Annotated in this window: 21 protein-coding genes; 8 read left to right on the forward strand and 13 right to left on the reverse strand. The window is 60.4% G+C overall.

All coding sequences use genetic code 11. The annotated features are described in order from the left end of the window. Nucleotides 1–208 precede the first annotated feature (208 nt). Nucleotides 209–631: a DUF3010 family protein gene (locus tag ACFDAU_RS15945; RefSeq protein ID WP_413437889.1), complete on the forward strand. Its 423-nt coding sequence runs from the start codon at nt 209–211 to the stop codon at nt 629–631. Beyond that, on the forward strand, nt 628–1,722 hold the full coding sequence (locus ACFDAU_RS15950; RefSeq protein WP_413437890.1) for a protein kinase domain-containing protein: 1,095 nt from the start codon (nt 628–630) through the stop codon (nt 1,720–1,722). Before ACFDAU_RS15945 ends, ACFDAU_RS15950 begins: the two co-directional genes overlap by 4 nt. A 94-nt stretch (nt 1,723–1,816) precedes the next feature. Here ACFDAU_RS15950 and ACFDAU_RS15955 read toward each other — a convergent pair whose 3' ends face one another. The 8 genes from ACFDAU_RS15955 to ACFDAU_RS15990 all read right to left on the reverse strand — a co-directional run bounded on the left by ACFDAU_RS15955 (nt 1,817) and on the right by ACFDAU_RS15990 (nt 11,329). After that, complete coding sequence (locus tag ACFDAU_RS15955; protein ID WP_413437891.1) at nt 1,817–2,428, reverse strand: glycine zipper 2TM domain-containing protein; 612 nt, start codon at nt 2,426–2,428, stop codon at nt 1,817–1,819. Between the two features lie 110 nt (nt 2,429–2,538). After that, complete coding sequence (locus ACFDAU_RS15960) at nt 2,539–5,589, reverse strand: efflux RND transporter permease subunit (protein WP_413437892.1); 3,051 nt, start codon at nt 5,587–5,589, stop codon at nt 2,539–2,541. After that, nucleotides 5,586–6,602: an efflux RND transporter periplasmic adaptor subunit gene (locus tag ACFDAU_RS15965; RefSeq protein ID WP_413437893.1), complete on the reverse strand. Its 1,017-nt coding sequence runs from the start codon at nt 6,600–6,602 to the stop codon at nt 5,586–5,588. The genes ACFDAU_RS15960 and ACFDAU_RS15965 overlap by 4 nt, the downstream gene beginning before the upstream one ends. Before the next feature lie 14 nt (nt 6,603–6,616). Beyond that, nucleotides 6,617–7,966 (reverse strand): TolC family protein, encoded by a 1,350-nt coding sequence (locus ACFDAU_RS15970; protein WP_413437894.1) that lies wholly within the window; start codon nt 7,964–7,966, stop codon nt 6,617–6,619. A 26-nt stretch (nt 7,967–7,992) separates the two neighbouring features. Beyond that, nucleotides 7,993–8,757 carry a hypothetical protein gene (locus ACFDAU_RS15975; RefSeq protein ID WP_413437895.1) on the reverse strand — a complete coding sequence of 255 codons (765 nt, stop codon included), beginning with the start codon at nt 8,755–8,757 and terminating at the stop codon, nt 7,993–7,995. A 178-nt stretch (nt 8,758–8,935) separates the two neighbouring features. Then, a complete protein-coding gene (locus tag ACFDAU_RS15980; RefSeq protein ID WP_413437896.1) occupies nt 8,936–9,823 on the reverse strand; it encodes an ATP-binding protein in 888 nt (295 codons plus the stop codon). After that, nucleotides 9,804–11,030 (reverse strand): bifunctional glutamate N-acetyltransferase/amino-acid acetyltransferase ArgJ, encoded by a 1,227-nt coding sequence (gene argJ / locus ACFDAU_RS15985; RefSeq protein WP_413437897.1) that lies wholly within the window; start codon nt 11,028–11,030, stop codon nt 9,804–9,806. Before argJ ends, ACFDAU_RS15980 begins: the two co-directional genes overlap by 20 nt. A 59-nt stretch (nt 11,031–11,089) precedes the next feature. Further along, nucleotides 11,090–11,329, reverse strand: a complete 240-nt coding sequence (locus ACFDAU_RS15990; protein ID WP_413437898.1) for a hypothetical protein — start codon at nt 11,327–11,329, stop codon at nt 11,090–11,092. Nucleotides 11,330–11,554: 225 nt separating this feature from the next. Between ACFDAU_RS15990 and ACFDAU_RS15995 the strand changes: the two genes are divergently transcribed. Further along, entirely contained in the window at nt 11,555–11,968 is a 414-nt protein-coding gene (locus tag ACFDAU_RS15995; protein WP_413437899.1) for a hypothetical protein, read from the forward strand. A gap of 126 nt (nt 11,969–12,094) precedes the next feature. Here the strand turns inward: ACFDAU_RS15995 and mobA are convergent, their stop codons facing one another. From mobA to trxA, 5 genes are all read right to left on the reverse strand, one after another. After that, on the reverse strand, nt 12,095–12,673 hold the full coding sequence (mobA, locus tag ACFDAU_RS16000) for a molybdenum cofactor guanylyltransferase MobA (protein ID WP_413437900.1): 579 nt from the start codon (nt 12,671–12,673) through the stop codon (nt 12,095–12,097). Next, nucleotides 12,674–14,347: an ArnT family glycosyltransferase gene (locus ACFDAU_RS16005; protein WP_413437901.1), complete on the reverse strand. Its 1,674-nt coding sequence runs from the start codon at nt 14,345–14,347 to the stop codon at nt 12,674–12,676. 89 nt (nt 14,348–14,436) lie between these two features. Beyond that, nucleotides 14,437–14,643 (reverse strand): 50S ribosomal protein L31, encoded by a 207-nt coding sequence (gene rpmE / locus ACFDAU_RS16010; RefSeq protein WP_413437902.1) that lies wholly within the window; start codon nt 14,641–14,643, stop codon nt 14,437–14,439. An 86-nt stretch (nt 14,644–14,729) separates the two neighbouring features. Continuing rightward, nucleotides 14,730–15,992 (reverse strand): transcription termination factor Rho, encoded by a 1,263-nt coding sequence (gene rho, locus ACFDAU_RS16015; protein ID WP_124705475.1) that lies wholly within the window; start codon nt 15,990–15,992, stop codon nt 14,730–14,732. 123 nt (nt 15,993–16,115) lie between these two features. Then, nucleotides 16,116–16,442 carry a thioredoxin TrxA gene (gene trxA / locus ACFDAU_RS16020; protein ID WP_124705474.1) on the reverse strand — a complete coding sequence of 109 codons (327 nt, stop codon included), beginning with the start codon at nt 16,440–16,442 and terminating at the stop codon, nt 16,116–16,118. Between the two features lie 163 nt (nt 16,443–16,605). Here trxA and fdxA point away from each other — a divergent pair, with 163 nt between their 5' ends. From fdxA to ygiD, 5 genes are read left to right on the forward strand one after another with little or no spacing between them, the layout of a single operon-like run. After that, nucleotides 16,606–16,929 (forward strand): ferredoxin FdxA, encoded by a 324-nt coding sequence (gene fdxA, locus ACFDAU_RS16025; protein WP_413437903.1) that lies wholly within the window; start codon nt 16,606–16,608, stop codon nt 16,927–16,929. Nucleotides 16,930–16,937: 8 nt separating this feature from the next. Next, a complete protein-coding gene (locus tag ACFDAU_RS16030) occupies nt 16,938–19,649 on the forward strand; it encodes a PD-(D/E)XK nuclease family protein (RefSeq protein WP_413437904.1) in 2,712 nt (903 codons plus the stop codon). Continuing rightward, nucleotides 19,646–22,930: a UvrD-helicase domain-containing protein gene (locus ACFDAU_RS16035; RefSeq protein WP_413437905.1), complete on the forward strand. Its 3,285-nt coding sequence runs from the start codon at nt 19,646–19,648 to the stop codon at nt 22,928–22,930. The genes ACFDAU_RS16030 and ACFDAU_RS16035 overlap by 4 nt, the downstream gene beginning before the upstream one ends. A gap of 50 nt (nt 22,931–22,980) precedes the next feature. Further along, nucleotides 22,981–23,235, forward strand: a complete 255-nt coding sequence (locus tag ACFDAU_RS16040; protein ID WP_413437906.1) for a hypothetical protein — start codon at nt 22,981–22,983, stop codon at nt 23,233–23,235. Beyond that, complete coding sequence (gene ygiD, locus ACFDAU_RS16045) at nt 23,232–24,038, forward strand: 4,5-DOPA dioxygenase extradiol (RefSeq protein WP_413437907.1); 807 nt, start codon at nt 23,232–23,234, stop codon at nt 24,036–24,038. The genes ACFDAU_RS16040 and ygiD overlap by 4 nt, the downstream gene beginning before the upstream one ends. Nucleotides 24,039–24,249 lie beyond the last annotated feature (211 nt).

Below are 24,249 nucleotides of genomic sequence, written 5' to 3' on the forward strand. Positions count from 1 at the left end.
AACCGGGCAACTTAAGGTGGACTTAACGTATGTAAATTTTTTGAAGGGCTGCTTAATCATCGAATGAAGCATGTCTCAGCAGCGGGCGACAAGCCGTGAAAACCATTGCGTATCAACAAAATACAATGGCATGATGCGTGTCGGTGCTATTAAAAAAGTCCGGAGGCCAGCATCCGGCTAATGACTATTATGCCTCTGGGAGCAACCTATGAAGGTTTGTGGAATAGAAATAAAAGGTAGCGAAGCAATCATCGCGGTCGCTGAAATCGAAGATGGTGAAATCTCTCACTCCCAACTTGATACAAAGCGGATAGCACTACAGGACGATGAAGACACGGGCCAAGTTAAGTCGTTCAGTGCTCTAGTCAGCGGGTTCGCGCGCGACAATACTATTGAATGCATCGCCATCAAGAAACGAAGCAAGAAGGGTGAGTTCGCTGGGGGTCCAGTCACATTCAAGATCGAAGGCATCATTCAACTGGCCGGTGACTGTGGTGTGATCTTGCTACCATCCGCAACTATCAGCGCGGCTAATAGAAAATACAAATTCGACATCCCTAAATCTTTGAACAAGTACCAGCACGAGGCTTTCCTGACTGCCTGCACTGCGATTATGAAATCCACCAAATGACCAGCTTGTATCTCAACGGTGTTAATGCCCCAGCTGTAATCAAAGATGCATTGCACACTCTCTCGAAGAACATCCGCTTCACGAAGGAAGATGCTAAAGCGGCTAATGGCTATGTCTTCTTCGGAACAAACAAAATTACTAATAAGGCTATAGCAGTCAAGTTTTATTACTGGGGTGGAAAGTCGGAGTATCACGCCGAGCCAAATCAACTTGCGTCCATAGCGTCAGATTACGTTCTACCCATTCACGATGCGGGGCTTATCGATAATATTTGGGCATATTTCCTCACACCTGCTTGTAGTAACGGTGATTTAGACGACGTTTTGGAACGTACGAACATCGGAAATTTGGGAGCCCTTGACTTCACGTATCAGATTTTGGATGGACTTAGTCACCTACACGCGAAGCGTTTCTTGCATCGAGACCTAAAGCCATCAAACATCTACGTAACAGACAACCATCACGCAGTCATTGGGGACTTTGGGGCTGTAAAACGGATACCTGAAGGCTGTTCAGTAATACCTGCATCGAGCCATTCCCTTTTATACCGACCGCCAGAGACTATAAGCACGAGCTTCTACGGTATGCCCGGAGATATATACCAAGCTGGAATCGTACTTTACCAACTGCTCGGCGGATATCTTCCTTACGATGGGATGGCGTGGCTTTCACGGAAAGAGCTACGGCACTTAAAGTCCCTCGGCACACCTTCGGATGAAGATGCTTATGTTGATCAGTGCATAAAGACACGAATCTACTCCGGACGAATATTGGATCTTGCTTCGATGCCCCCATGGGTTCCCGAGAATCTAAAGAGGGTCATAAGGAAAGCCTGTCATCTGGACGATGCAAAGCGATTCCAAACAGCATCTTCGTTCATGGCCAAGCTGCACGAGGTACGCTCTTCTGTACTCGATTGGAAAATCGAGGATGGATACCCTGTTTTGTGTGGAACGCCTAGTTATCGAATCATGGACGATGGAGATCAGTTTCGTGTGCAGAAACGCAGTGTAAGCACATGGAGGAATGACAACAGCTTTTCTGGATCCAGTGTTGATGAACTTGTTCGGGAGGTTTCAGAAAGGGCATAACAATCCATTACACCGAATCTGCGCGAAAAAACGCGCAGGTTGGTGAATTCAGACGTTAACCATCCTGCCCGCGACATGGCCATGACGCAAACCATCAATCGTCATTGTCGTCATTCCAGCCGCGGTGCTGGCGAACCTGCCGGTACCCGCCGCGATAGTCGCCGCGGTAGTCGCCGCCGTAACCGCCACGATTTTCAGCAACCGCCACATTCACGTCGATGAAGCGGCCCGGGTTGTAGGGCAGCGTGGTGCTCATGTTGCGGCCGCGGTAGCGATACACCACATTGTAGCCGGACACCACCTGACGATAGTTGTCGCGGGTCTGGCAACGCTCCACCTGGCGCGGCTGATAGTAGCCATCGCCGCGGCGGCCATTGTTGCTGATGTTGTCGCCCACCAGCGCGCCGGTCACCGCGCCTACAGCGGCTGCGGCGGTACGGCCATTGCCTCGACCCACGGTATTGCCCAGCAATCCGCCTACCACGCCGCCGATGAGGGCGCCGCCGTAGGAACGTGGCTCATTCCGGTATCCGCCGTCCACCGTTTCGGTCCAGCATTCGCGACGCGGCTCGTTCACCTGCTGATAGATCGGCGTGGAGGAAAGTACGCGTGCACGGTCGTTGAAATATTCCGGGCGATCTGCCAGCGCAGCGGTGCTCAGCGCCATCAGGGCAATTGCGCCGGCAGTCAGTTGGGTTGTACGCATGATTCATCTCCTTGTCGTGATGTGGCGATTCGTTTTCGAATCCACGCTTGCATCATGACCGACAGGCGTTTCTGCCACATTTCCGAGTACAGCCAAACTGTAACAGTGTGTTACCCGGCTGATTCGTCTTTTTTGCCTGCCAGCAGCCAGTACAGCACCGGCATCACCAGCAGCACCAGCGGCAGCTGCACCGCCAGCCCGGCAATGATGGCCACCGCCAGTGGCTGCTGCATGGCGGAACCCTGACCGATGGCAAACGCCAACGGCAGCAGCGTGAGAATGGCGGCGAAGGTGGTCATGGCGATGGGGCGCATGCGGTTTTTGCCGGCCTCGATCAGCGCTTGCGAGAACGGCATTTCTCGGATCAGATCGCGGTACTCGGAAAAGTAGAATATCGCGACCTCGGTGACGATGCCGATAATCATGGTCATGCCCATCATCGCCGAGATATTGAGCTCGATGCCGGTCACCCACAGCCCGATAAACACCGCCGATACCGCCAGCAACGGAATCGCCAGTATTGCCAGCGCCATGCGGAAGCTTTCGTACAGAAACAGCAACAGCAGAAACACCAGCCCGATCGCCGCGATGAATACCGCCATCAAGCCCTTGAAAGCGATTTGCTGCTGCTTGTAAACACCGCCCAGCTCGAAGTACATGCCTTTCGGCAGCAGGTCCGGCTGCGCCATGATTTTCTGGATATCGGCGATGACCGGCCCCATGGAGCGCCCACTGATGCGCCCGGTAACGGCCACCATGCGCTTGAGGTTTTCGCGCCGGATTTGCGGCTGGCCGCTGATCGGCACAATCTGCGCCACGCGGCTGAGCGGGAACACATGCCCGTCGGGCGCGCGGATCAACAGCTTGCCCACGTCCGGGGTGATGGCGCGCTGATCCTGCGGAATCCATACGCGCACGCCGACCAGTTTCGGGCCTTTCTGCATTTGCGTGGTGACCACGCCGGACAGATAGCCGCTCAGGGTTTGCGTGATGCTGTCCGGGTTCATTCCCTCCAGCGCCGCCTTGACCCGGTCCACGCGGATTTCCAGCGCGTCGCCGGCCGGGTTGATGCCGTCGCGCGTATCCACCACGCCGGGTACCTTGTTGATCGCTGCCTGTACTTTTTTCGCGCTCGCCGAGAGCTCGTCCGGGTTATCGGAAAACAGCTTGATTTCGATCGGCTGCGGCACCGAGGTGAGATCGCCGATGACGTCTTCCATCAGCTGCGCCAGCTCGATTTTGAGACCGGGTACCTGCTGTTCGACCTGGCTGCGGATGTCGTCCATCACCGTCTCGATCGGCGGACGCTTGCCGGCTTTCAGGCGGATAAAAAAGTCGCCTTCGTTGGCTTCGGTCAGGCCTCCGCCCAATTGCGTGCCGGTGCGGCGCGAATAAGTGTCCACATTCGGGTTGGCCTTGATGATCGCTTCCACCTGCTGCAACAGGCGGTCGGTCTCGGTGAGCGAGGTGCCCGGTGCGGCACGGTAGTCGAGAATGAAGCCGCCTTCATCCATAGACGGCATGAAACCGGAACCGACCTGGGTATATGCCAGCACACCCACGCCGAGCAAGGGCACGACCAGCAGCAGTATCAACACCGGTCGCGCCAGCACGCGTTGCATCAGCGCGGTATAGCGGCGGTGCATCCATTCGGTCAGGCGCCCGCCTTCCTTCTGGTTGGCGTCCTTTTCGGTGAGAAAATGATCCGCTAGCAGCGGCACCGCCAGCCACGTCACCAGAAAGGAAATGATCAGCCCCGACGCCATGGTCAGCGACAGCGCCTTGAAAAACGCGCCGGTCACGCCGGTCAGAAACGCCAGCGGCAAAAAGATGATGATGGTGGAAGCCGACGAGCCCGCCAGCGGGCGCATGAATTCCATCGCTGCCGCCATCACCCGGCCGTGATGCGCGCCGGTCGCACCGCGCAGGCGCCGCACGATGTGCTCGATCATCACGATTGCATCGTCGATAATCAGCCCCACTGCCGCCGCCATGCCGCCCAGGGTCATGATATTGAAGCTCATGCCCAGGACATACAGCAACACCACCGTCGCCGCCAGCACGGTGGGCACGACCACGGCGGCGATCAGGGTGATTTTGATGTTGCGCAGAAAGGCGAACAGCACCAGCACCGCCAGCCCGGTGCCGATCATGATCGCATCGCGCACGCTGGCGGCCGAGTCCAGCACCAGCACGCTCTGGTCGTACCAGTTGGCGAGTTTCACCCCCGCCGGCAGTTGCGAGTGATAGGCGGCGAGCTTGGCCTGCACGTCGCGCGCAATCTGCACGCTGTTGCTGCCGGGCTGCTGGTAGATGTTGAACAGCACCGCCGGACGGCCATCCGCATTGACCTTGATCCATTGCGGCACGACACCGTCGCTCACTTTCGCCACGTCTTCCAGGCGTACGATCCCGCTGGTCCCGCTCTTGATGACCGTACTGCCGATCTGTTTTACATTTTTCAGGCGTGCATCGGCAATCGCCAGATACAGCTTGTAATGATCCTCCAGCCGCCCCACCGCAGTGACCACATTGGCCGCGCTCAAGGCCTGCGCGACGTCCGTCAGCGTCAATCCATACGCCAGCAATCGCGCCGGATCCACGGTGACTTCGTACTCCTCCTGCGCGCCGCCGATCACCTCGATGCGCGCCACACCGTTGACACTGGAGAGCAGCGGACGCAACTGATAACGCGCCAGATCATAGAGCGCCGTTTGCGATTGCGTTTTCGAGGTCAGGCTGTACGCCAGAATCGGGAATACCGTCGGGTCCATGCGCTTGGTCGACATCTGGGTTCCCGGCGGCAGGTTTGGCAGGATCTGGGTAATCGCTTCATTTACCTGCGAGGTGGCCAGGCCCATGTCGATGCCCCAGTCGAAACTGATCGACACCTCCGCCGTACCCCGGCTGGTGGTGGAGCGCACATCGCGCACGCCGGGCACGCGCCGCACTGCCTCCTCCACCGGCTGGGTGACCGACAGCATCATCAAATCCGCCGGGCGGTCGCCCGCATCCAGCGATACCAGCACGCGCGGAAAATCCACGTTGGGAAACAGGGTCACCGGCAACCTGAATGCAGCCAGCGCGCCCGCCAGCGCCAGCAACACCAGCAGGAACAATATCGAGCGCCGATGCCCCTGCATCCACTGGGTGAAGTTCATTGGCCGCTCCCGCGTACCGCCATCCCATCCTGTAATTCATAATTGCCCAGGCTGACCACCGGCTGCTGTGTATTGAAACTGCCGCTCACTGCCACCACCCCGCCCTGCTCCAATCCTGTGTGCACATTTACACGGTGCGCCTTGCCTGCCTGAACCTGAAACAGATAAGCACCCTGCGCATCACGCAGCACGGCGGAACGCGGCACCACCCAGGCAGGTTGTTGGCCCAGCTGGATGGTCGCGTGCACACGCGTCCCGGCGATCAAACCGCCATGGGGTATGTCCACCAGCACGTCGACAAACTGGGTTTGCGGATTGACCATGCCATATACCTGGGTCACCCGTCCGGTTACCCGGCGCGTGTCATTGAATACCGACGCCACGCTCACGGTCTGACCCGGATGTACGCGCATCACGTCTTCCGGCTCCACGCCCAGCACCACGCGCTGGCCGCCATCACGCGCCATCTGCAGCACCGGCGCACCAGCAGCCAGCCGGTCGCCTTGCGCGGCCGAAATGCTCGCCACCACGCCGTCAAACGGTGCCGCAACGCGTTCCAGACTGCGCCCATTGCCCATTTTTTGCTGGGCCTGCAAGGCTGCCTGGGCATCCGCCAGGGATTTTTTCGCCGCCCCCAATTGCGATTGGGTGGCGAGTTGCTGGCTCACCAGTTGCTCGATACGCGTCACTTCGCCCGCGGCAAAACGCACGGCCACAACGGCCTGCTGATAGCTCAGCGCGGCATCCGTGCCGGTGCCAAACTCCAGCAGTGGGGTGCCTTTTTTCACCACTTGCCCGGCATTCACCAGCAGGCTGACGACCTGCCCGGCCCGCGGCAAATTGATGTTTTGCAGGCTGCGCGTATCCGGCGACACCACGCCATAGCCGGATATCGTGTCGGCCATCATCTGTTGTTTCAGCGCCACGGTTTGCACTGCAACACTGGGGGGATCGGCTGCCCACACCGGGCTGACGGCAAGCAGCCAGCCCAGTAAAATCAATTCGCGGCGCATGGTTCGTTCTCCTGTTATTTGGCTTGCGCGGGAAGGTCGGGGCCCAGCAGGGTTTCCAGCGCGATCTGTTGTTCCATCAAGGCTTCCTGCAAATTGATGGCTTCGGTCTGTTTATCCAGCAATGCGGTTTGCAGGCGCACATAATCGGCGGCGGCCAGATTGCCCGCTTGAAACGCTGCCTGAGCGCGCCGGGCAACCACTTGCAGTTGTTGCTCGCCTGCGCGGGTGCGTAGTAACTGGTTTTGCAGCAAGGGCTGATTCTCCAGCGCGATGGCGACTTCGCTGTAGGCGCTGTTGAGCCGATCCTGGTATGCATCGAACAATTGCGTGCGCGTGGCATTTTCAATCGCGATATTGCCGCGGTTACGGTTGAAAATCGGCAGGCTCAGCGTCATGCCAAAGCCCATGGTATACAGGCCGCTGGTGTCACGTGCCCGGGTCAGCCCAACATTGAGCGCCGGGAACTGCGCCAAGACCGCGCCGCGAAACTTTTCTTCCTGGGAGCGATAGCCCGCTTGCAGTGCCTGCAGATCGGGGCGCTGATTGAGCCGGGCGAGCAAATCCTTGTGTACTGCTGCGGCGTCCATCAGCGTGGCGTGCGGTTCGCCTACCAGCGACAGATGCGTGGTGGACAGCAATCCCAACAGGCTATTCAAACTGGCCTGATTTTTCAGGCGGCCGCGTTCCAGATCGTTGATTTGGCGCTCGACATTTTGCAACGCGATCAGGTCTGCGCTGGCCATATCGAGGGTGACATTGCCCGCCGCCAGCGCCTGCTGACTTTTTTGATAACGGTCGTCCAGTAGCTTGCGCGCCGTTTGCAACTGCGCCATCAGCGCTTCCTGCGCAGTGAGTTGGGTGAACAGCAGGCGCGCCTGGCTCACCACCTGCCATTCCTGCCACAGCAGATCCAGATTCACCCGCTGTGTTTCCGCCTGTGCAGCGCCTTTGCGCGAGGAGCGTAGCAACAGCGCGTTGACGTCGTAGTTCAGATTGAAATTGAAGGCATTGGTATTGCCCACCGTGCCATTGGTGGGGTGGTCGGCGGTGACGCCCAGTTGCGGATCGGGCAATAGCCCGGCGGCGAATGACTGCGCGCGGGCAATGCCGAGCGCATCTCTTGCCTGCCGAAGTTGCGGATTGTTGGCGACAGCCAGCATCGCCACTTCGTCCATGTCCAGCCCGTCGGCGGGGTTGAAACTGTGGCTGGACAGATTGCGGAACGGCAAGCGCGCCGGGTCGAGCGTGATCGATGCCGCCGACTGCAGCAAACTCACCCGATCGGGCAGCGGCTTGGGCGCATAAGTGGCGCAGCCCGAAAATGCGCCCAGCAGCACAACCAGCGCGGAAATTTTAAGCTGCATAAGTTCCCTTTCCAGCTCCGCCCGCCTTATTTCGCAAGGGATACGGCACGCAACTGCCGCTTCCGCTGCGAACTGATGTAACTCACCAGACTCATGATCGCCACCATGAAAATCGCGCTGGTGCCGACAGTGCCCAGGCCGATGCCGCCATTAGTCACCGGTTGGGACAACAAATCGCCCATGGATGCACCCAGCGGACGCGTGAGGATGTAGGCCAACCAGAATGCCAGTACGGCGTTCAACTTGAAGACATAGTGCGCAAAGGTGATCGCCGCGATGACCCCGCCAAAAATGAATGCGGAAGGTGCGTAACCCAGATGCATGCCCTCGGCAAACAGGTCGCCTGCGGCGGTACCCAGAGCAAAGGTAAACAGAATGGCCGCCCAATAGAACAGCTCCCTTTTAGCTGTGAATATCGAGTGTATGGACAGCGTTTTTTCGCTGGCGTACCAGAGCGCAAATGTCGCTACCAATGCGGCGCCGAAAATCATACTTGTGGTCACCAGGCTCACGCCCGCTTCATCGACCAGCCTGTCGGTGATCAGTGTGCCGACGATACTGACCAGCACAACCACCAGCCAGTAACTTGAAGGGACATAACGTTTCAGCTTGAACTGGATCAACAGGGCGACAACCAACAGGCCGCCCATAATGTAGGAGGTAAGACCCAAACCCAGGTTCAGTGTGGCCGACAGAAAATCAGCCGCCGTTTCACCCACCGTGGTGGCCATGATCTTGATCAGCCAGAAAAATAACGTCACTTCCGGCACTCTGTTCAACAGCTTATTCATGATTTTTCCCCTTCCATGCTCTGCCAACGCGGTGTACGTAAGCATGACCGGGAGAATACGCGGGGAATTATTAACGCAGACTTAACGCGCACGCCGTAGGCAAAAAAGCCCGGATGATTTGGTCATCCGGGCTGTGGGTACAGGCTGGGTCTGTGATCGGCCCCGTCGCTGATCGTTGTTATTTGCGCTTGCCTCCGCGCTGCCGCCCGGCGAAATCGCGCGCAAACTGCCACGCCACCCGCCCGGAACGCGCGCCACGCTCCAGCGACCATTGCAGCGCGGCGCGGCGCATCGCATCGGAATCCTTAACCGTTACGCCGAGGGCATCGAGCCAGGTTTGCACGATGGCCAGATAGATCTCCTGGTCGAACGGGTAAAACGACAGCCACAGGCCGAAGCGCTCCGACAGCGAGACTTTTTCTTCCACCGCCTCGAATGGATGCACCTCATTGCCGACGTGGCGGGTGAGTTCGTTTTCTGCCATGTATTCGGGCATCAGGTGGCGGCGGTTGGAGGTGGCGTAGACCAGCACATTGTCCGGCGGCGCTGCGATGGCGCCGTCAAGCACCGCCTTGAGCGCCTTGTAGCCCGGTTCGCCGGTCTCGAACGAAAGGTCGTCGCAAAACACGATAAAGCGCTCGCGCCGCCCGACCAGCTGTTCGGCGATATCCGCCAGATCCACCAGGTGGGACTTGTCCACTTCGATCAGGCGCAGGCCTTTGGGTGCAAACTGGCTCAGCAACGCTTTCACCAGCGAGGATTTTCCGGTACCGCGCGCGCCGGTCAGCAACACGTTGTTGGCCGGGCGGCCGGCCAGGAACTGGCGCGTGTTCTGTTCGATGCGCTGTTTTTGCTCGTCGATGCCGGTGAGGTGCGCCAGTTCGATTTTGTGCGGATGCGGCACGGCTTCGATCCAGCCGGTGTCGGCGCGCTTGCGCCATCGGAAAGCGATCGCCGCGTCCCAGTCGGTGGCCGGCGGCGCGGCCGGCAGCCAGGCTTCCAGCCGCGCCAGCACGCGTTCTGCGCGCGCCAGCAATTGCGCCAGGTCAGCTGCGGTATTCGGCATTGATTTTCACGTAGTCGTAGGAGAAATCGCAGGTCCACAGGGTAGCGGCCGCATCACCCCGGTTAAGCACCACACGCACGGTGATTTCCGGCTGCTTCATCACGCGCTGGCCGTCGGCTTCCTGGTAGCTTGCTGCGCGGCCGCCGTTTTCCGCCACCAGTACGTCGTCGAGGTAGAGCTGCAGCGTATTTACATCGAGGTCATCCACACCCGCATAGCCGATGGCGGCAAGGATGCGCCCGAGGTTGGGGTCGGAAGCGAAAAAGGCGGTTTTCACCAGCGGCGAATGGGCAATGGCGTAGCCGATCTGGCGGCATTCCTGTTGGCTGCGGCCGCCTTCGACGCGGATGGTCATGAATTTGGTCGCGCCTTCCCCGTCCCGCACGATGGCCTGGGCGAGCCAAGTGGATACCTCTGTCACCGCAGCTAACAGCGCAGCGTAATCGGTGCTGGCGGTGTCGGTGATTTCGGCGTTGCCTGCCTGGCCGGTGGCGATCAGCATGAACGAGTCGTTGGTGGAGGTATCGCCGTCCACGGTGATGCAGTTGAACGATTGGTCGGCTGCGTGTTTGACCATTGCCTGCAGCGCATCCTGGCCCACGGCGGCGTCGGTCGCCACGTAGCCCAGCAGGGTCGCCATGTTGGGATGGATCATGCCGGAGCCCTTGGCGATGCCGGTGATGGTCACCGTCTTCCCGCCAACCTGCACTTGCCTGGACAGCGCCTTGGCGACGATATCGGTGGTCATGATGGCGTGGGCGGCGGCGAACCAGTTATCGGCGCGGCAATCAGCCAGGGCGGCGGGCAGTGCCGCGATGATCTTGTCGGCGGGCAGCGGCTCCATGATCACGCCGGTGGAGAACGGCAGCACTTCGCGCTCGGCACAGCCGGCCAGACCGGCGAGCGCCTCGCACACCGCCTTGGCCGCCTGCATGCCGGCCTCGCCGGTACCCGCATTGGCGTTGCCGGTGTTGATGATCAATGCGCGCGGCGCGGCTTTTTGCAGATGGCGCCTGGCGACCGTCACCGGCGCGGCGCAGAAGCGGTTTTGCGTGAACACGCCGGCCACGCGGCTGCCGGGGGCGAGCTGCATGACGGTCACATCGCGTCGGCCGGGTTTCTTGATGCCTGCGCTGGCAATGCCGATGTTGACGCCGGCAACGGGTAAAAGCTGTTCAGACTGGGGGGGAAGCAGGTTGACGGGCATGGCGGCTGGAAGCGGGGTTGCAAAGCCGCCATTTTACCCCGGAAGCCGGGGATTGTGCGTCAGTCGCGATCTGCGGAGTGCGCCTTGCGGCTCGGCATACGGCAACGGTTCCATGGCCAGACCCCCTCTTTTTCAACCGAGTGGGAGAATGTAGCCAAACCTGCCAGTACGGTAATGACAAAACCCAGCTGTTCAAACAGCAGGCGCGCGGTCATCACGCCAAACGGGATATCCAGAAAATCGGGTACATAGAAGAACGCTGCCAGGCAACTGAAGATAATGCTCAGAACAAGGTACATGGTGTGCCGCCCCAAAATTGAATCGCAATAATCCAGCAGGTATCCAAGGGCGATTGAGCAAACTCCGTGCCACGCAACTCCCTACAAACAAAATCAATTTGTTACGTCAATACGTCCCTCATCTTTCAGAACGCCTGTAAAAACGTCCGACATTCTTTTTGCGGCTGACAGATTGGTGATGTGGTCTATATTTAAGAGCCCTGATTACAAATACAGGAGTACACCATGTCTCTTTCCATGTTACCCGACGCAATTCAACTGGAACGTATAAACATGCTGAAGTCCGGAATCGAAACTCTGAAAACCATGGGCAATGATGAATTTGCTGTGCAGGATCTGGCCGGGTTTCGCGAACCGGATGAGCTCATCGTTCCCGTACTTAATACCCATGTACAACCTGACATTCAGGCCAAACAACCGGATACCGGCAGCGAGACGCTGGCCGTGGTGGAAGTCAGCAGCGATCTCGGTGATGAATCCTGCGGGCGGCGCTGGCAGGCATTGGAAGCCTGGGCACTGCTGCATGATGCGCAGATGATGGTATTCGTCCACCCCGAGGATCAGACACGAGCACTGGGAATTGCGCGTGCCTGGCATGTGCCGGATGATTACATTGTGACCTTGCCCAGACTGCATTGAACTGTGTTAAAAGGGCAGTGTGACTTTCCCGGGCTCGCCTATCAGGAGAAAAACAAATTCTCCTAAGAGAATCCGTGCCCACTCCGTGACCTGTGTTCCCTACGACTGCAGTTGCTTTTTCCAGGTTTAATTCAAGCAGCCCGACAAATCTTCTGGCTGGTTCACGTTGATAAACGCCGCTGCGTCGGTAAATTCAACGGTGGCAGTACGGTGGCGCGCCTGCCAGGCATGCACGGCACGGCCACCGCCAGCGAGATACTTGCCGAGGTCATCCGTCAGACGCCGTGCGCATATCATGATGGCCGGATGAGTACGTCCACCGGCACTGGCCACGACAATCTCCGCGTGTCCCTTCAGCAGTGGTGCGGCAAGCTGCTGCACCAGATCGGCAGGCAGCTGCGGGGTATCGCAGGGCACCGTGAGCACCCACTCATGGTGCGCCGCGTGCAAGCCCGCCCACACGCCTGCCAGCGGCCCCTGAAATCCATCCAGGGCATCTATCACCACCGGGTAGCCCAAGGCTCGATAGTCGTCCAGATTGCGGTTGGCGCTGATCAGTATCTCGTCCACCTGGGGCACGATGCGCGCCAGCACATGCGTCACCAGCGGCTGATCGTGAAATTTAACCAGCCCCTTGTCCTGGCCACCCATGCGTCGTCCGGCACCGCCAGCGAGAACAATTGCACTGATCGGTGCTTGTGCCATTCAGTGTTTTGTCCGCGCACGCCGATATAGAGCAAAACGCTCGGATTGGTTGCCTGGTCGATTGCCCTCCCATTCTTTTTTCCATTCTGCATTCAGTTCGGGGGGGGAATTTTCGTCGTATTGCACCAGCAATGCCGGGCAATGACTCTGGGAGGCCGAGCCCACTGGGAGCGTGCGCAAGTCGATCCAGTAATCGAGCATGGCGCGCATGGCTTCATTCAAATTCTGGCTGGCGACACAACCACGGCTGGGCAAAGCCGGTTCCATGCTGGTGATCATGCTGTGATAACTCATCCGTGCATTGACCGGATACATGAACAGGCTCGCCGCCAGTCCCCAGGTCAGCGTAATACCGGCTGCCCAGGCAATGAGCGGACGCTGCGGTGTGCGCTTGAGCAGCAGTAACAATGTTAGCCACGCAAAGCAGTATGCCAGCGCCAACGCCACCATGAGGGGCCGGAACTCACCCACATAACCCGGCTGGATTTTATGCATATGCGCAGCCAGCCGCGCGGGTATGCCTATATCAAAAGCGCTCCAGTACACCCAGGCTGCGGCAATCACCACCAGGAAAGTCATCATCGCGAACCAGTACAGCGCATTGGCGGCCCCGCGGCGCAAAGTGTACGTGCTGCCAGCGGCCAGCAACGCCAGCGGCAACAGTAAAGGCAAGCCATGAACTTCACGCGGATCGTTGGTAAGGGAGAGCAATGCCAGCAGACTCAAAAACATCAGCAGCGGCAGTGCAATCCCCGGTTCGGTCAAGCCATGGCGGCGCGCTTTCCACAGCGCCCATAGCGCCAGCGGCCAAGCCGGCCAGGAAAACCAGGGCAGAAAAGTCAGGTAATACAGCGTGCCCCTGCCTGCATGCGCGACGGATGGCGCGAACCGCCCCAGGGTATCGACGTGCCACCATTCGGCAAACACGCCGGGTGCCTGCTGATACAACATCCATGGCCAGATCAACAACCAGGGCAAGGCGCTCACCACCATGACGAGCGCCGCAGCCAGATTGACGCGCCTGCGCCAGGCCGGCGCCATGACGGGCAGCAGCAGGGCGGTCAGCAGCAATGCCAGCGCTTCCAATGCGCCCACGCTCATAAACGCCATGCCTATGCCGGTGCCCGCCAGCACCGCGCCGAGTAACGGACGCCGCAGATTAAAGGCAAATCCGAAACCCGCCATCGCATAGGCTGCCAGCAGGGCGCTTTGCGGAATCGCTTCGTGTGCGCGCACCAGCAGCCCCACACTGCCGATTAGCACCAGCACCGCCAGACGCCCATGTTCGCTGCTGTAGAGCAAACGACTGGTCAGTCCGGTGAAAATCAGCGCCAGCAACACGAACATGCCGGCGGTCAGACGCGTCGCATCATGCACCGACAACCAGCCGGACAAGCCTTGGGCAGCGTTGGCCGCGACCCAGGTAAACAGTGGCGGGTGAACTGGCAAAGGTTCGCCCGCCAGGGTAGGAATCGCGGCCGGCGCGCCGGACAACAGGCTGTCTACAAAGCCGATGCTGCGCGATTCATCGCCCTTCCACGGGTCATGCCCGACCAGCCCTGGTAGCAGCCACGCCAGTACCAGCAGCAGGGTGAGTAATGACGGTATGACGTTATGCCAGCGCTGATTCTGCAAGGCGGGATGCGCCGCGGATGCGGCCTGGGTGGGTGGCAAATTTCATGCGCAGATTCTACCCCAAAAACAAACAAGGCAGCCTTAGCTGCCTTGTTTCGATTACGCTTGTGCGATTAGGCCCAGCGCGATTATTTACTTATGCCGTATTTCTGGCGGAATTTCTCGACGCGACCGGCGGTGTCTACAATCTTCTGCTTGCCGGTGTAGAACGGATGGCATTCCGAACACACTTCAATATGCAGGTCTTTCGACATGGTGGAACGCGTGGTGAATTTATTGCCGCAGCTGCATACGACGGCAATTTCGGGGTAGTTTGGGTGAATTTCTGCTTTCATGATCTGTCCTCAGTTGCCGCGGCGTGTACGCGGAAAGGCGGTATTATCCAGTAAAATCCTTGCTATCGCAAGGGCTTAGCGCAGCGTCAGCGCCCACTGCGCATGGAATCAAAGAAATCGGCATTGTTTTTGGTGGCTTTGACTTTGTCGAGCAGGAATTCCATCGCTTCCAGATCGTCCATCGGATAGAGCAATTTCCTCAATACCCAGATTTTTTGCAATGCGTCAGCCTTGATCAGCAATTCCTCGCGACGCGTGCCGGAACGGTTGACGTTGATCGCCGGGTACAGGCGTTTTTCCGCCATGCGCCGGTCGAGGTGGATTTCCATGTTGCCGGTACCCTTGAATTCCTCGTAGATCACGTCGTCCATGCGGCTGCCGGTATCGATCAGCGCGGTGGCGATAATGGTCAGCGAGCCGCCTTCTTCGATATTGCGGGCCGCGCCAAAAAAGCGCTTGGGGCGTTGCAAGGCATTGGCGTCGACACCGCCGGTGAGCACCTTGCCCGAGGACGGGATGACGGTATTGTAGGCGCGTGCCAGGCGGGTAATGGAGTCCAGCAAAATCACCACGTCTTTCTTGTGCTCGACCAGGCGCTTGGCTTTTTCGATCACCATTTCTGCTACCTGCACATGGCGGGTGGCGGGCTCGTCAAAGGTCGAGGCGACCACTTCACCACGTACCGAGCGCGTCATTTCGGTCACTTCCTCAGGACGCTCGTCAATCAGCAGCACAATCATCACCACATCCGGGTGATTGGCGGCGATGGAATGCGCGATATGCTGCAGCATCACCGTCTTGCCGGATTTAGGGCTGGCCACCAGCAGGCCGCGTTGTCCCAGGCCGATCGGGGCAATCATGTCGATAATGCGGCCGGTGATGTTTTCTTCGGACTTGATTTCGCGTTCCAGCAGCAACGGCCGGGTCGGGAACAGCGGGGTCAGGTTTTCGAACAGAATCTTGTTCTTGGAATTTTCCGGCGGCTCGCCATTGACCTTGTCTACCTTGACCAGGGCAAAGTAACGTTCGCCGTCCTTGGGGATGCGGATCTCGCCTTCGATGCTGTCGCCGGTATGCAGGTTGAAACGGCGGATTTGTGAAGGCGAAATGTAAATGTCATCCGGGCTGGCAAGATAGGAGGTATCCGGCGAGCGCAGGAAGCCGAAGCCGTCCGGCAGCACTTCCAGCGTACCTTCGCCGAAAATGCTCACGCCTTTTTTGGCCTGGTTTTTAAGCAGGGCAAAGATGAGCTCTTGTTTGCGTAAACGGTTGGCGCCTTCGATCGAATTCTCGACGGCCATTTCCACCAGCTGGGTGACGTGCAACAGTTTCAGGTCAGATAAGTGCATTTATTTAGGGGGACTCATGTGCCTTGCAGGGAAGGCGGGGAACAACGTTGGAAGAGGAAAGTGCGCCTGATGTCCGGATGATATTTTTAATAAATGGACAGGCTCAGACGCACCATAACGGAACTATATATTGCTGTCAACAAAAGCTGTCAATTGAGATTTTGATAATGCGCCGACTTTGGTGGCCTCGATGTTGCCATTTTTGAAAATCATCAGCGTTGGAATGCCACGTATTCCGAATTTTGGCGGCGTAGCCTGGTTCTCGTCAATATTGAGTTTGGCAATTTTGAGACGGCCTGAATATTCTTTAGCCACTTCATCGAGAATTGGTGCAATCATTTTGCACGGGCCGCACCAGTCAGCCCAGTAATCCACCAATACCGGCAAGGTGGATTGCAACACCTCTTGCTCAAAGGAGTCGTCGGTGACGTAGTGAATGTGCTCGCTCATGGAATCCTCGCTTCTAGATGTGGGGTAAATTGCAGATCAGCGCAATTTTAAGGGTTGATTGGTACATGCTAGCGAAAAATACGCAGGATGTGAAGTCGGCGTCAATTCGCGCTTGCTGGTAAAATGCCGGCACTCTGTATTTGATCTTGCCAGGAACGTTGCTATGACTTACGTCGTCACTGAAAATTGCATCAAGTGTAAATATACCGATTGCGTGGATGTTTGTCCCGTAGATTGCTTCCGCGAAGGTCCGAATTTCCTGGTCATCGACCCCGACGAGTGCATCGACTGCACGCTATGCGTTGCCGAATGTCCGGCAGAAGCCATCTTTGCCGAAGATGACGTCCCCGCAGACCAGCAGCATTGTACCGCGCTCAACGCCGAACTGGCGGCGATCTGGAAACCCATCATCGAACGCAAGGATCCGCCTGCCGATGCTGACGACTGGAACGGCAAACCCGACAAGCTGCCGCTACTGGAACGTTAGTACTGCGGGTGCAACCCGACCTGATTAGCCAGACTGCCCAGCGCATCCTGGCGCAGCTGGCGGGTGATTTGCCCGATCTGTCGCGCGCCTGCGTTCTCGTCCCCAACTTCCACGCCGCGCGGCGTCTGGAACAGGCGCTCGCCGTGCAATGCGGCCTGCCGTATCTGATCCCGCCACGCATCACCACCTTCCCGGCCTTGGCCGCAACGCTGCCGGTCACCGCCGCGCTATTGCCGGACAGCCGCCGCGCCGCATTGCTGTATCAGGCCCTCAAGGCAAGCAGGCACTTCGATAGCGCCGATCTGTGGGGCGTGTGCGACGAGCTGTTGCGCCTGTTCGACGAACTCACCCTGCATGCAGTGCAGCTGCCCGACAGTCTGGCTGCGTTTACCGAGCAGTTGCGCGCCGCCTACCAGGCCAGGCGCGGGCGCGGGCTGGATTTTGAAGCGCGCCTGATCCACGAACTGTGGTACGCACTGGCAGCCGATGCCCACGGCGCGCAGGATGTCACCGCGCACTATACCTTGCAGCTGGCGGCACTGGCCGAAACCGCTGCCGGGCCGTTGTTCGTCGTAGGGCTGCCAGGCTACTCGCCACTGGAACAAACTTGCCTCGACCGCTATGCCGAGCGCCAGCCGCTGGTTTACCTCACTCCCAAAACCCACGGCGCGGTCCTCGATGCGCTCAGCACCGCGTGGCCTGCCGACGCGCACGCCCCGCCCATCAAACAGCGCGCGCACGCCCTGCGCCACACCCAGTCCACCAGCCCGCTGACCGGGCGTCTCGCCTGCTTCGGCGCCGTCAGCCTGGAACAGGAAGCACAAGCCTGCGCTACCCAGGTGCGGCTGTGGCTGGCCGAAGGCAAACAACGCATCGCGGTCATCGTGCAGGACCGCCTCAGTGCACGCCGCGCCCGCGCCCTGCTGGAGCGCGCGCAAGTTCTGGTGGCCGACGAAACCGGTTGGACCCTCGCCACCACCGCCGCCAGCACCGTGCTAATGCGCTGGCTCGAAGCGCTCACTGGCGGGTTTCGCTTCGAGGACGTGCTCGACCTGCTGAAATCGCCTTACCTGCTGGCCGACCAGGACGCCGTCACGCGCGGCCAGGCGGCCTGGCAACTTGAATCCGCGCTGCGCCGCCACGGCCCGGCAGCCGGGCTGAACGGGCTCAAAACACGGGTGCGCAATCTCGCTGAACACAGCGCCGCGCTCGGTGCACTGGAACGCCTGCAGCAGGCAGCCGCGGTATTGCCGCCACGCACCGAGCTCACGCTGGCCGACTGGCTGGCGCGGCTCGCCAACAGTCTGAACGCGCTGGGTGCGCACGAGCGCTTGCTGCACGACGCGGCGGGTCAGCAAGTGCTGGCGCTGCTGGCGCGACGCGAACACGAACTGCTGCCCGACAGCGGGCGCTTTCAACTCGCTGAGTTCCGGCGCTGGCTGGCCGGTGAGCTGGAACGCGCGGTATTTGTCGACACCGGCATCGACAGCCCGGTGGTATTTACTCATCTGGCCGCCACGCGCCTGCGCGATTTCGACGCCGCGCTGATCCTCGGTGCCGACGCCGCCCGCCTGCCCGGCAATGCCGGCGCCTCGGTGTTTTTCAACCAGCGCGTGCGCCGTGAGCTGGGCCTGCCCACCCAGGACGACAGCCTGCGGCAGACCCAGTACGACCTGGTCCAGCTCATTGCCAATGTGGCGCACATCCGCGTGCTGTGGCGCGCCTGGCAGGATGGCGAGCGCAACCCGGTGAGTCCGTGGTTCGAGCGGCTGCAAACCCTGCACCAGTTGGCCTGGAATGACGACCTGGCCGACACCCGCCTCACCGCACTGCTGCCGCACGCCCAGCTCGCCGCGCCCGCGCCTGCGCCGCTGCCGGCCCCCACCCAGTTGCCGCGCCCGGCGCTCGACAGCGCGCAGGTCCCCGCCCGCATCAGCGTCAGTGCCTACAACAGCCTGCTGGCTTGCCCGTACCAGTATTTTTCGCGCCAGGTATTGCGCCTGAATGCGCTCGACGAAATCAGCAGCGAACTGGCAAAAGCCGACTACGGCCAGCTGGTGCATGCCATCCTGCACCGCTTCCACCAGACCCATCCGGTGGTCACCGGCACCCCGCCCGAGACGCTTGCAGCCGACCTGCTGCGGTTCACCGAAGAAGCCTTCGCGCCGGTGCTGGCGGACGACTACTTCGCCCACGCCTGGCAGCACCGGTGGGCGGCACAGATTCCGCATTACGTGGCATGGCAACTGGCGCGCGAGCAGGAAGGCTGGCGCTGGCAAGCCGGCGAGATCGATGCGACAAAAACCTTCGACCTCGACAACGGTCAGCACATCACCCTGTACGGACGGCTCGACCGCGTGGACAGCCTGCAGGCGAGCCGCGCCGTGCTCGACTACAAGACGGGGGGTACCGCCGGGCTCAAGGACAAAGCCCGAAACCCCGGCGAAGATACCCAGCTTCCCGCCTATGCCCTGCTGCTCGGCGAAGACGTCGGCCAGGCCGCGTTTGTTGCCCTCGACGGCGAACAAAAAATCGAAACCCTGGCGCTGGAAGCCGAGCCCGATGCCGCAGCCGATGCCACACGCGAACGGCTGGTGCGTATATTCGAACAACTGCATACCAGCGTGCCGCTACCCGCCCACGGGGCCGACAGCGCGTGCCAGTGGTGCGAAATGCGCGGGCTGTGCCGCAAGGATTATTGGCCGGAGGCGCAGTCATGACCCCCGCCGAATTCAACCGCGCCGCGCTCGATCCCGGACAGGCTGTCGTGGTCGAGGCGTGCGCCGGCAGCGGCAAGACCTGGCTGCTGGTGTCGCGCATGGTGCGGCTGTTGCTGGACGGGGTGCCGGCGTCGGAGATTCTGGCGATTACCTTTACGCGCAAGGCGGCACGCGAGATGCGCGCGCGGCTGGATGACTGGCTGCGTTTCATGGCAACGGCGGAAGACGACTCAGTGCGCGCTTTTCTGGCTGAACGCGCAGTGCCGCCAGAGGCAATCGAAGCCTTGCTGCCGCGCGCGCGCGGCCTGTTCGAAGCGGTACTCAGCGCACAGCCGGGCATCACCATCAGCACCTTCCATGCGTGGTTCCTGACGGTCATCGAACGCGCCCCGCTGGAGGCGGGGCTGGCCGGTTTCACGCTGGCCGAGCAGACGCACGAGCTGGAAGCCGAAGCCTGGGAAGCGCTGGCTGACGATCTGGCGCGCGCGCCGGCCGCACCGCTGGCCGTGGCCATGCAAAGCCTGCTGGCCGATATCGGCCTGTACAACACCCGCGCACTGTTGTCGGCATTCCTGGCGCGGCGCGGCGAGTGGTGGGCGTTTACCGAAGAGCAGCCAGACCGCGCCGCCTACGCCGTGGCGCAACTGGAAGCGGCCCTGCCGGTCGCGCCCGACGCCGATGTGGCGGGCGATCTGCTAGGTGATACAAGTTGGGTAGCCCTAGTTTGGGAGTATCTGTCTTTACTGGGGAAAAATACCCCTACCACGATCAAAATGGCGCAAGCAGCTGAAGCCGCACTTTCAGCCGTTATCCCGGATAACGAACGTTTTGAGGCTTTGTGCTTAGCAATATTGACCAAAAGTGGTGGCATCGACGGGCGAATCAAAACCAGTAAAACTCAGGCTGAACGGCTGGGTGCGGCAATCGAAGTCCGGATGTTGGAACTGCACCAAACCATCGGCACGCGCCTGATGGCTGCACAGGCCGCACGCCAGGCACAACGCGTGTACCAGTTCAACTGCCGGGCATTGCAACTCGGCGACGCGCTGCTGGAGCAATATCAGGCACTCAAGCACGCGCGCCGGGTACTGGATTTCGCCGATGTGGAATGGCAAGTCGCCCAACTGCTCGGTGATTCGGATCAGGCCGAATATCTGCAATACAAGCTCGACGCGCGTTACCGGCACATCTTGCTGGACGAGTTCCAGGACACCAACCCGCTGCAATGGCGCGTGCTGCAAAGCTGGTTCGCTGCCGCAGAACAGGCCGACCGCATGCCCACGGTATTTCTGGTAGGCGACCCCAAGCAGTCGATTTACCGGTTTCGCGGTGCCGAGGCGCAGCTGTTCGAGCTGGCCGGCAACTACCTGAAGGCGCGCGGTGCGGCCTACCTCACCCAGTCCACCACGCGCCGCAGTGCGCCCCCCGTGGTAACGGTTGTGAACCGGACCTTCGCCGCAGTGGAACATGAATACACGCTGTTCAAACCGCACGCTGCGCACGATGCGCAGCGCTCCGGCCGGGTCGAGGTGTTGCCGCTGGCGCAGCCGCCGGAGCAAGTCATGGTCGAGCACGGCTACCGCAATCCGCTCACCACGCCCTACAGCGATACCGACACCCAAATGCGCGAGCTGGAAGCGCAGCAACTAGCGCAGCGCCTGAACCAGATCGTCGGTCATTGGCTGATCGACGACGAAAAAACCGGGCCGCGCCATGCCGAATACCGCGACGTGATGATCCTGGTGCGCAGCCGCACCCACCTGCCGGTATACGAGCGCGCGCTCAAGGCAGCGCATATTCCGTTTGCCACTACGCGCCGCGGCGGACTGCTGGAAGCGCTGGAAGTGGGCGATTTATTGAGCCTGCTGGCGTTCCTGGTCACCCCTGACGCCGACCTGCACCTGGCGCGCGTGCTGCGTTCGCCGCTATTCGACTGCGCCGACAGCGATTTGCTGGCGCTGGCCAGCGCCGAAGGCAATACCTGGTGGCAGCGTCTGCGCGCACTCGCCGGCCATGCGCACGCCAGCCCGGCATTGCAGCGCGCCGCGCCGCTGCTGGCCGACTGGCACAGCCGGGCCGGACGCCTGCCGGTGCACGACTTGCTCGACACGATCTACTTTACCGGCGAAGTGCAGGCACGCTATGCCGCCGCCGCGCCCACCGCCCTGATTCCCGGCATCCACGCCAATCTGGACGCGCTGCTGGAACTGGCGCTGGCTATCGAAGGCGGGCGTTACCCGAGCCTGCCGCGCTTTTTGCACGAAGTTGATCTGCTGCAGCAAACCGGCAACGACGCCAGCCCGGATGAAGGCAAAACCGCGCAGCTCGACAATGCCGTCACCCTGCACACCATCCACGGCGCCAAAGGGCTGGAAGCACCCATCGTCTGGCTGCTCGACGCCGGCGCACGCAAAACCCGGGCCGATGCCTATACCGTGCTCACCGACTGGACGCCGGGCGCGGTGCAACCGGCGCATTTTTCGCTGTATGGCGATAAAACCCTGCGCGCTTCGTTCCAGGCAGATTTTTTCGACGCCGAGGCGCGCCATGCGCGGCGCGAGAATTTCAATCTGCTGTACGTCGCGATGACCCGCGCGCGCCAGGCGCTCATCGTCAGCGGCGCCGCCAGCAAGTCGCAAAACGACAACTGGCACGGCCAGATTCTGAGCGCCCTGCGCACCGATGCCGACGCTGAAAGCGCCAGCTCTGGCGCCGATCTCGACGCACCGGCGCCTGCGTCAACGCCAGTCGCGCCACCATCCGTCACACGCGCCGCCCTGCCACCCGGCCTCAACCAGCCGCAGCCCACCGGGCGCCGCATCGCACCGGTGAGCAGCAGCGAGATCAGCTACGGCATCGTGCTGCACGCCATTCTGGAACGCATCACCCCACCTGCCAGCGCACCGGTCGCTGCCGACCTGAAAACGGAACTGGGCAACCCGGTGGAATTCGACAGCGCCTGGCAACACGCCCAGCGCCTGCTCGACACACCGTTGCTGGCGCGCTTTTTTGACCCGGCCCAATATCGTTTTGCGCACAATGAACTTGCGTATCTGAACGCCGACGGCGAGGCGCGGCGTATCGACCGCGTGGTCGGTCTGGCGGACGCTGTCTGGGTGCTGGATTACAAATCCGGCAACGATGCCAGCGCCGCGCAACTCGCCACCCGCCACCGTGCCCAGCTGGAGGACTACCGCAGCGCGATCCGCCATCTCCATCCCGGCCAGCCAGTGCGCTGCGCAGTGATTGCAGCCGATGGCCGGCTGATCGAGATTGAATAGACGCGGCTGTTCTCTATACTGGAGAGTGGACTCCTACACAAGGAACGATCATGTTAGCCAGCTTTCTCAACGAATATCGCAGCCTTCCCGTCAGCAACCCCGGCAACAAAGTGGTGTCCTGGCATGTGTTCCGCACCGTCAGCGAAGCCGAGGAGTACACCGACAGCATCAGGCTGGGAGACGGCCAGCACATCGTCGGCGGCATGGATTCCGACAGTGTCGGCAAATTATGGTGGGTAGGCGTGGAAGTGGATGATATCGGGCACTGGGGCAATCCGGCCGCGGTGAACAAGCACGCCGAATGAACGCAGGCAACGCCCCCATGCCGGCGCTATTTGTCGGCCACGGCAACCCGCTGAATGCGCTGGTGCACAACGGCTATACCGAGGCGTGGCGCCAGTTCGGCCAGCGCATTCCACGCCCCAACGCCATCCTGGTCGTCTCCGCACACTGGTACACGCGCGGCACTGCCGTCACCGCCATGGCGCAGCCGCCCACGCTGCACGACTTCGGCGGCTTTCCGCAAGCGCTGTTCGACATCCAATACCCGGCACCGGGTGCACCCGCGCTGGCCGGGCAGATACGCGACTTGCTGGCTCCGCTGGAGGTGCGGCTCGACCGCAACTGGGGTCTGGATCATGGCGCCTGGTCGGTGCTGGTGCACATATTTCCTGATGCCGATGTGCCGGTGGTGCAACTCGCCCTGGACGCCACGCAACCCGCCCGCTTTCACTACGAACTTGGCCAGCGCCTGCGCCCGTTGCGCGATCAGGGCGTGCTCATCCTGGGCAGCGGCAACGTGGTGCACAATCTGCACCGCGCGCACTGGGATGAACACGCCCTGCCCTACGACTGGGCTGTGGATTTCAACCAGCAAGTGCGCGACCTGCTGTTGCGCGGGGAGCATGAGCCCTTGATCGGGTATGAGCAGTTCGGCGCAGCCGCCGACCTCTCCGTGCCCACGCCCGAGCATTATTTGCCGCTGCTGTATGTCATCGGCGCGCAAAGCGCAGACGAACGCGCGTCAATTCTGGTAGATGATATCGCCATGGGTTCGATCAGCATGTTGTCGGTGGTGATCGGCGCTATCGATGCCGCATCCGGGTAGTGCGCACTAAAAAAAGGCAGAGATGGGCGGCCCGCTACCCTTATTTACAGTCACTAAAGGTCAGTGATGTAGCATGAGCAGACCTTCGAAGTGCTTTATGCGGAAGTCTGGTAGCCGATCATAAGCAGCCGGCAACGAAGCTGTATAAAAACCCCATTCTGCCCTGAACGATTCACCCGGACAAGGTCGAAGAAATAATCGCGATAACCAC

Source organism: Sulfuriferula sp. GW1 (assembly GCF_047300855.1).
GTDB lineage: Bacteria > Pseudomonadota > Gammaproteobacteria > Burkholderiales > Sulfuriferulaceae > Sulfuriferula.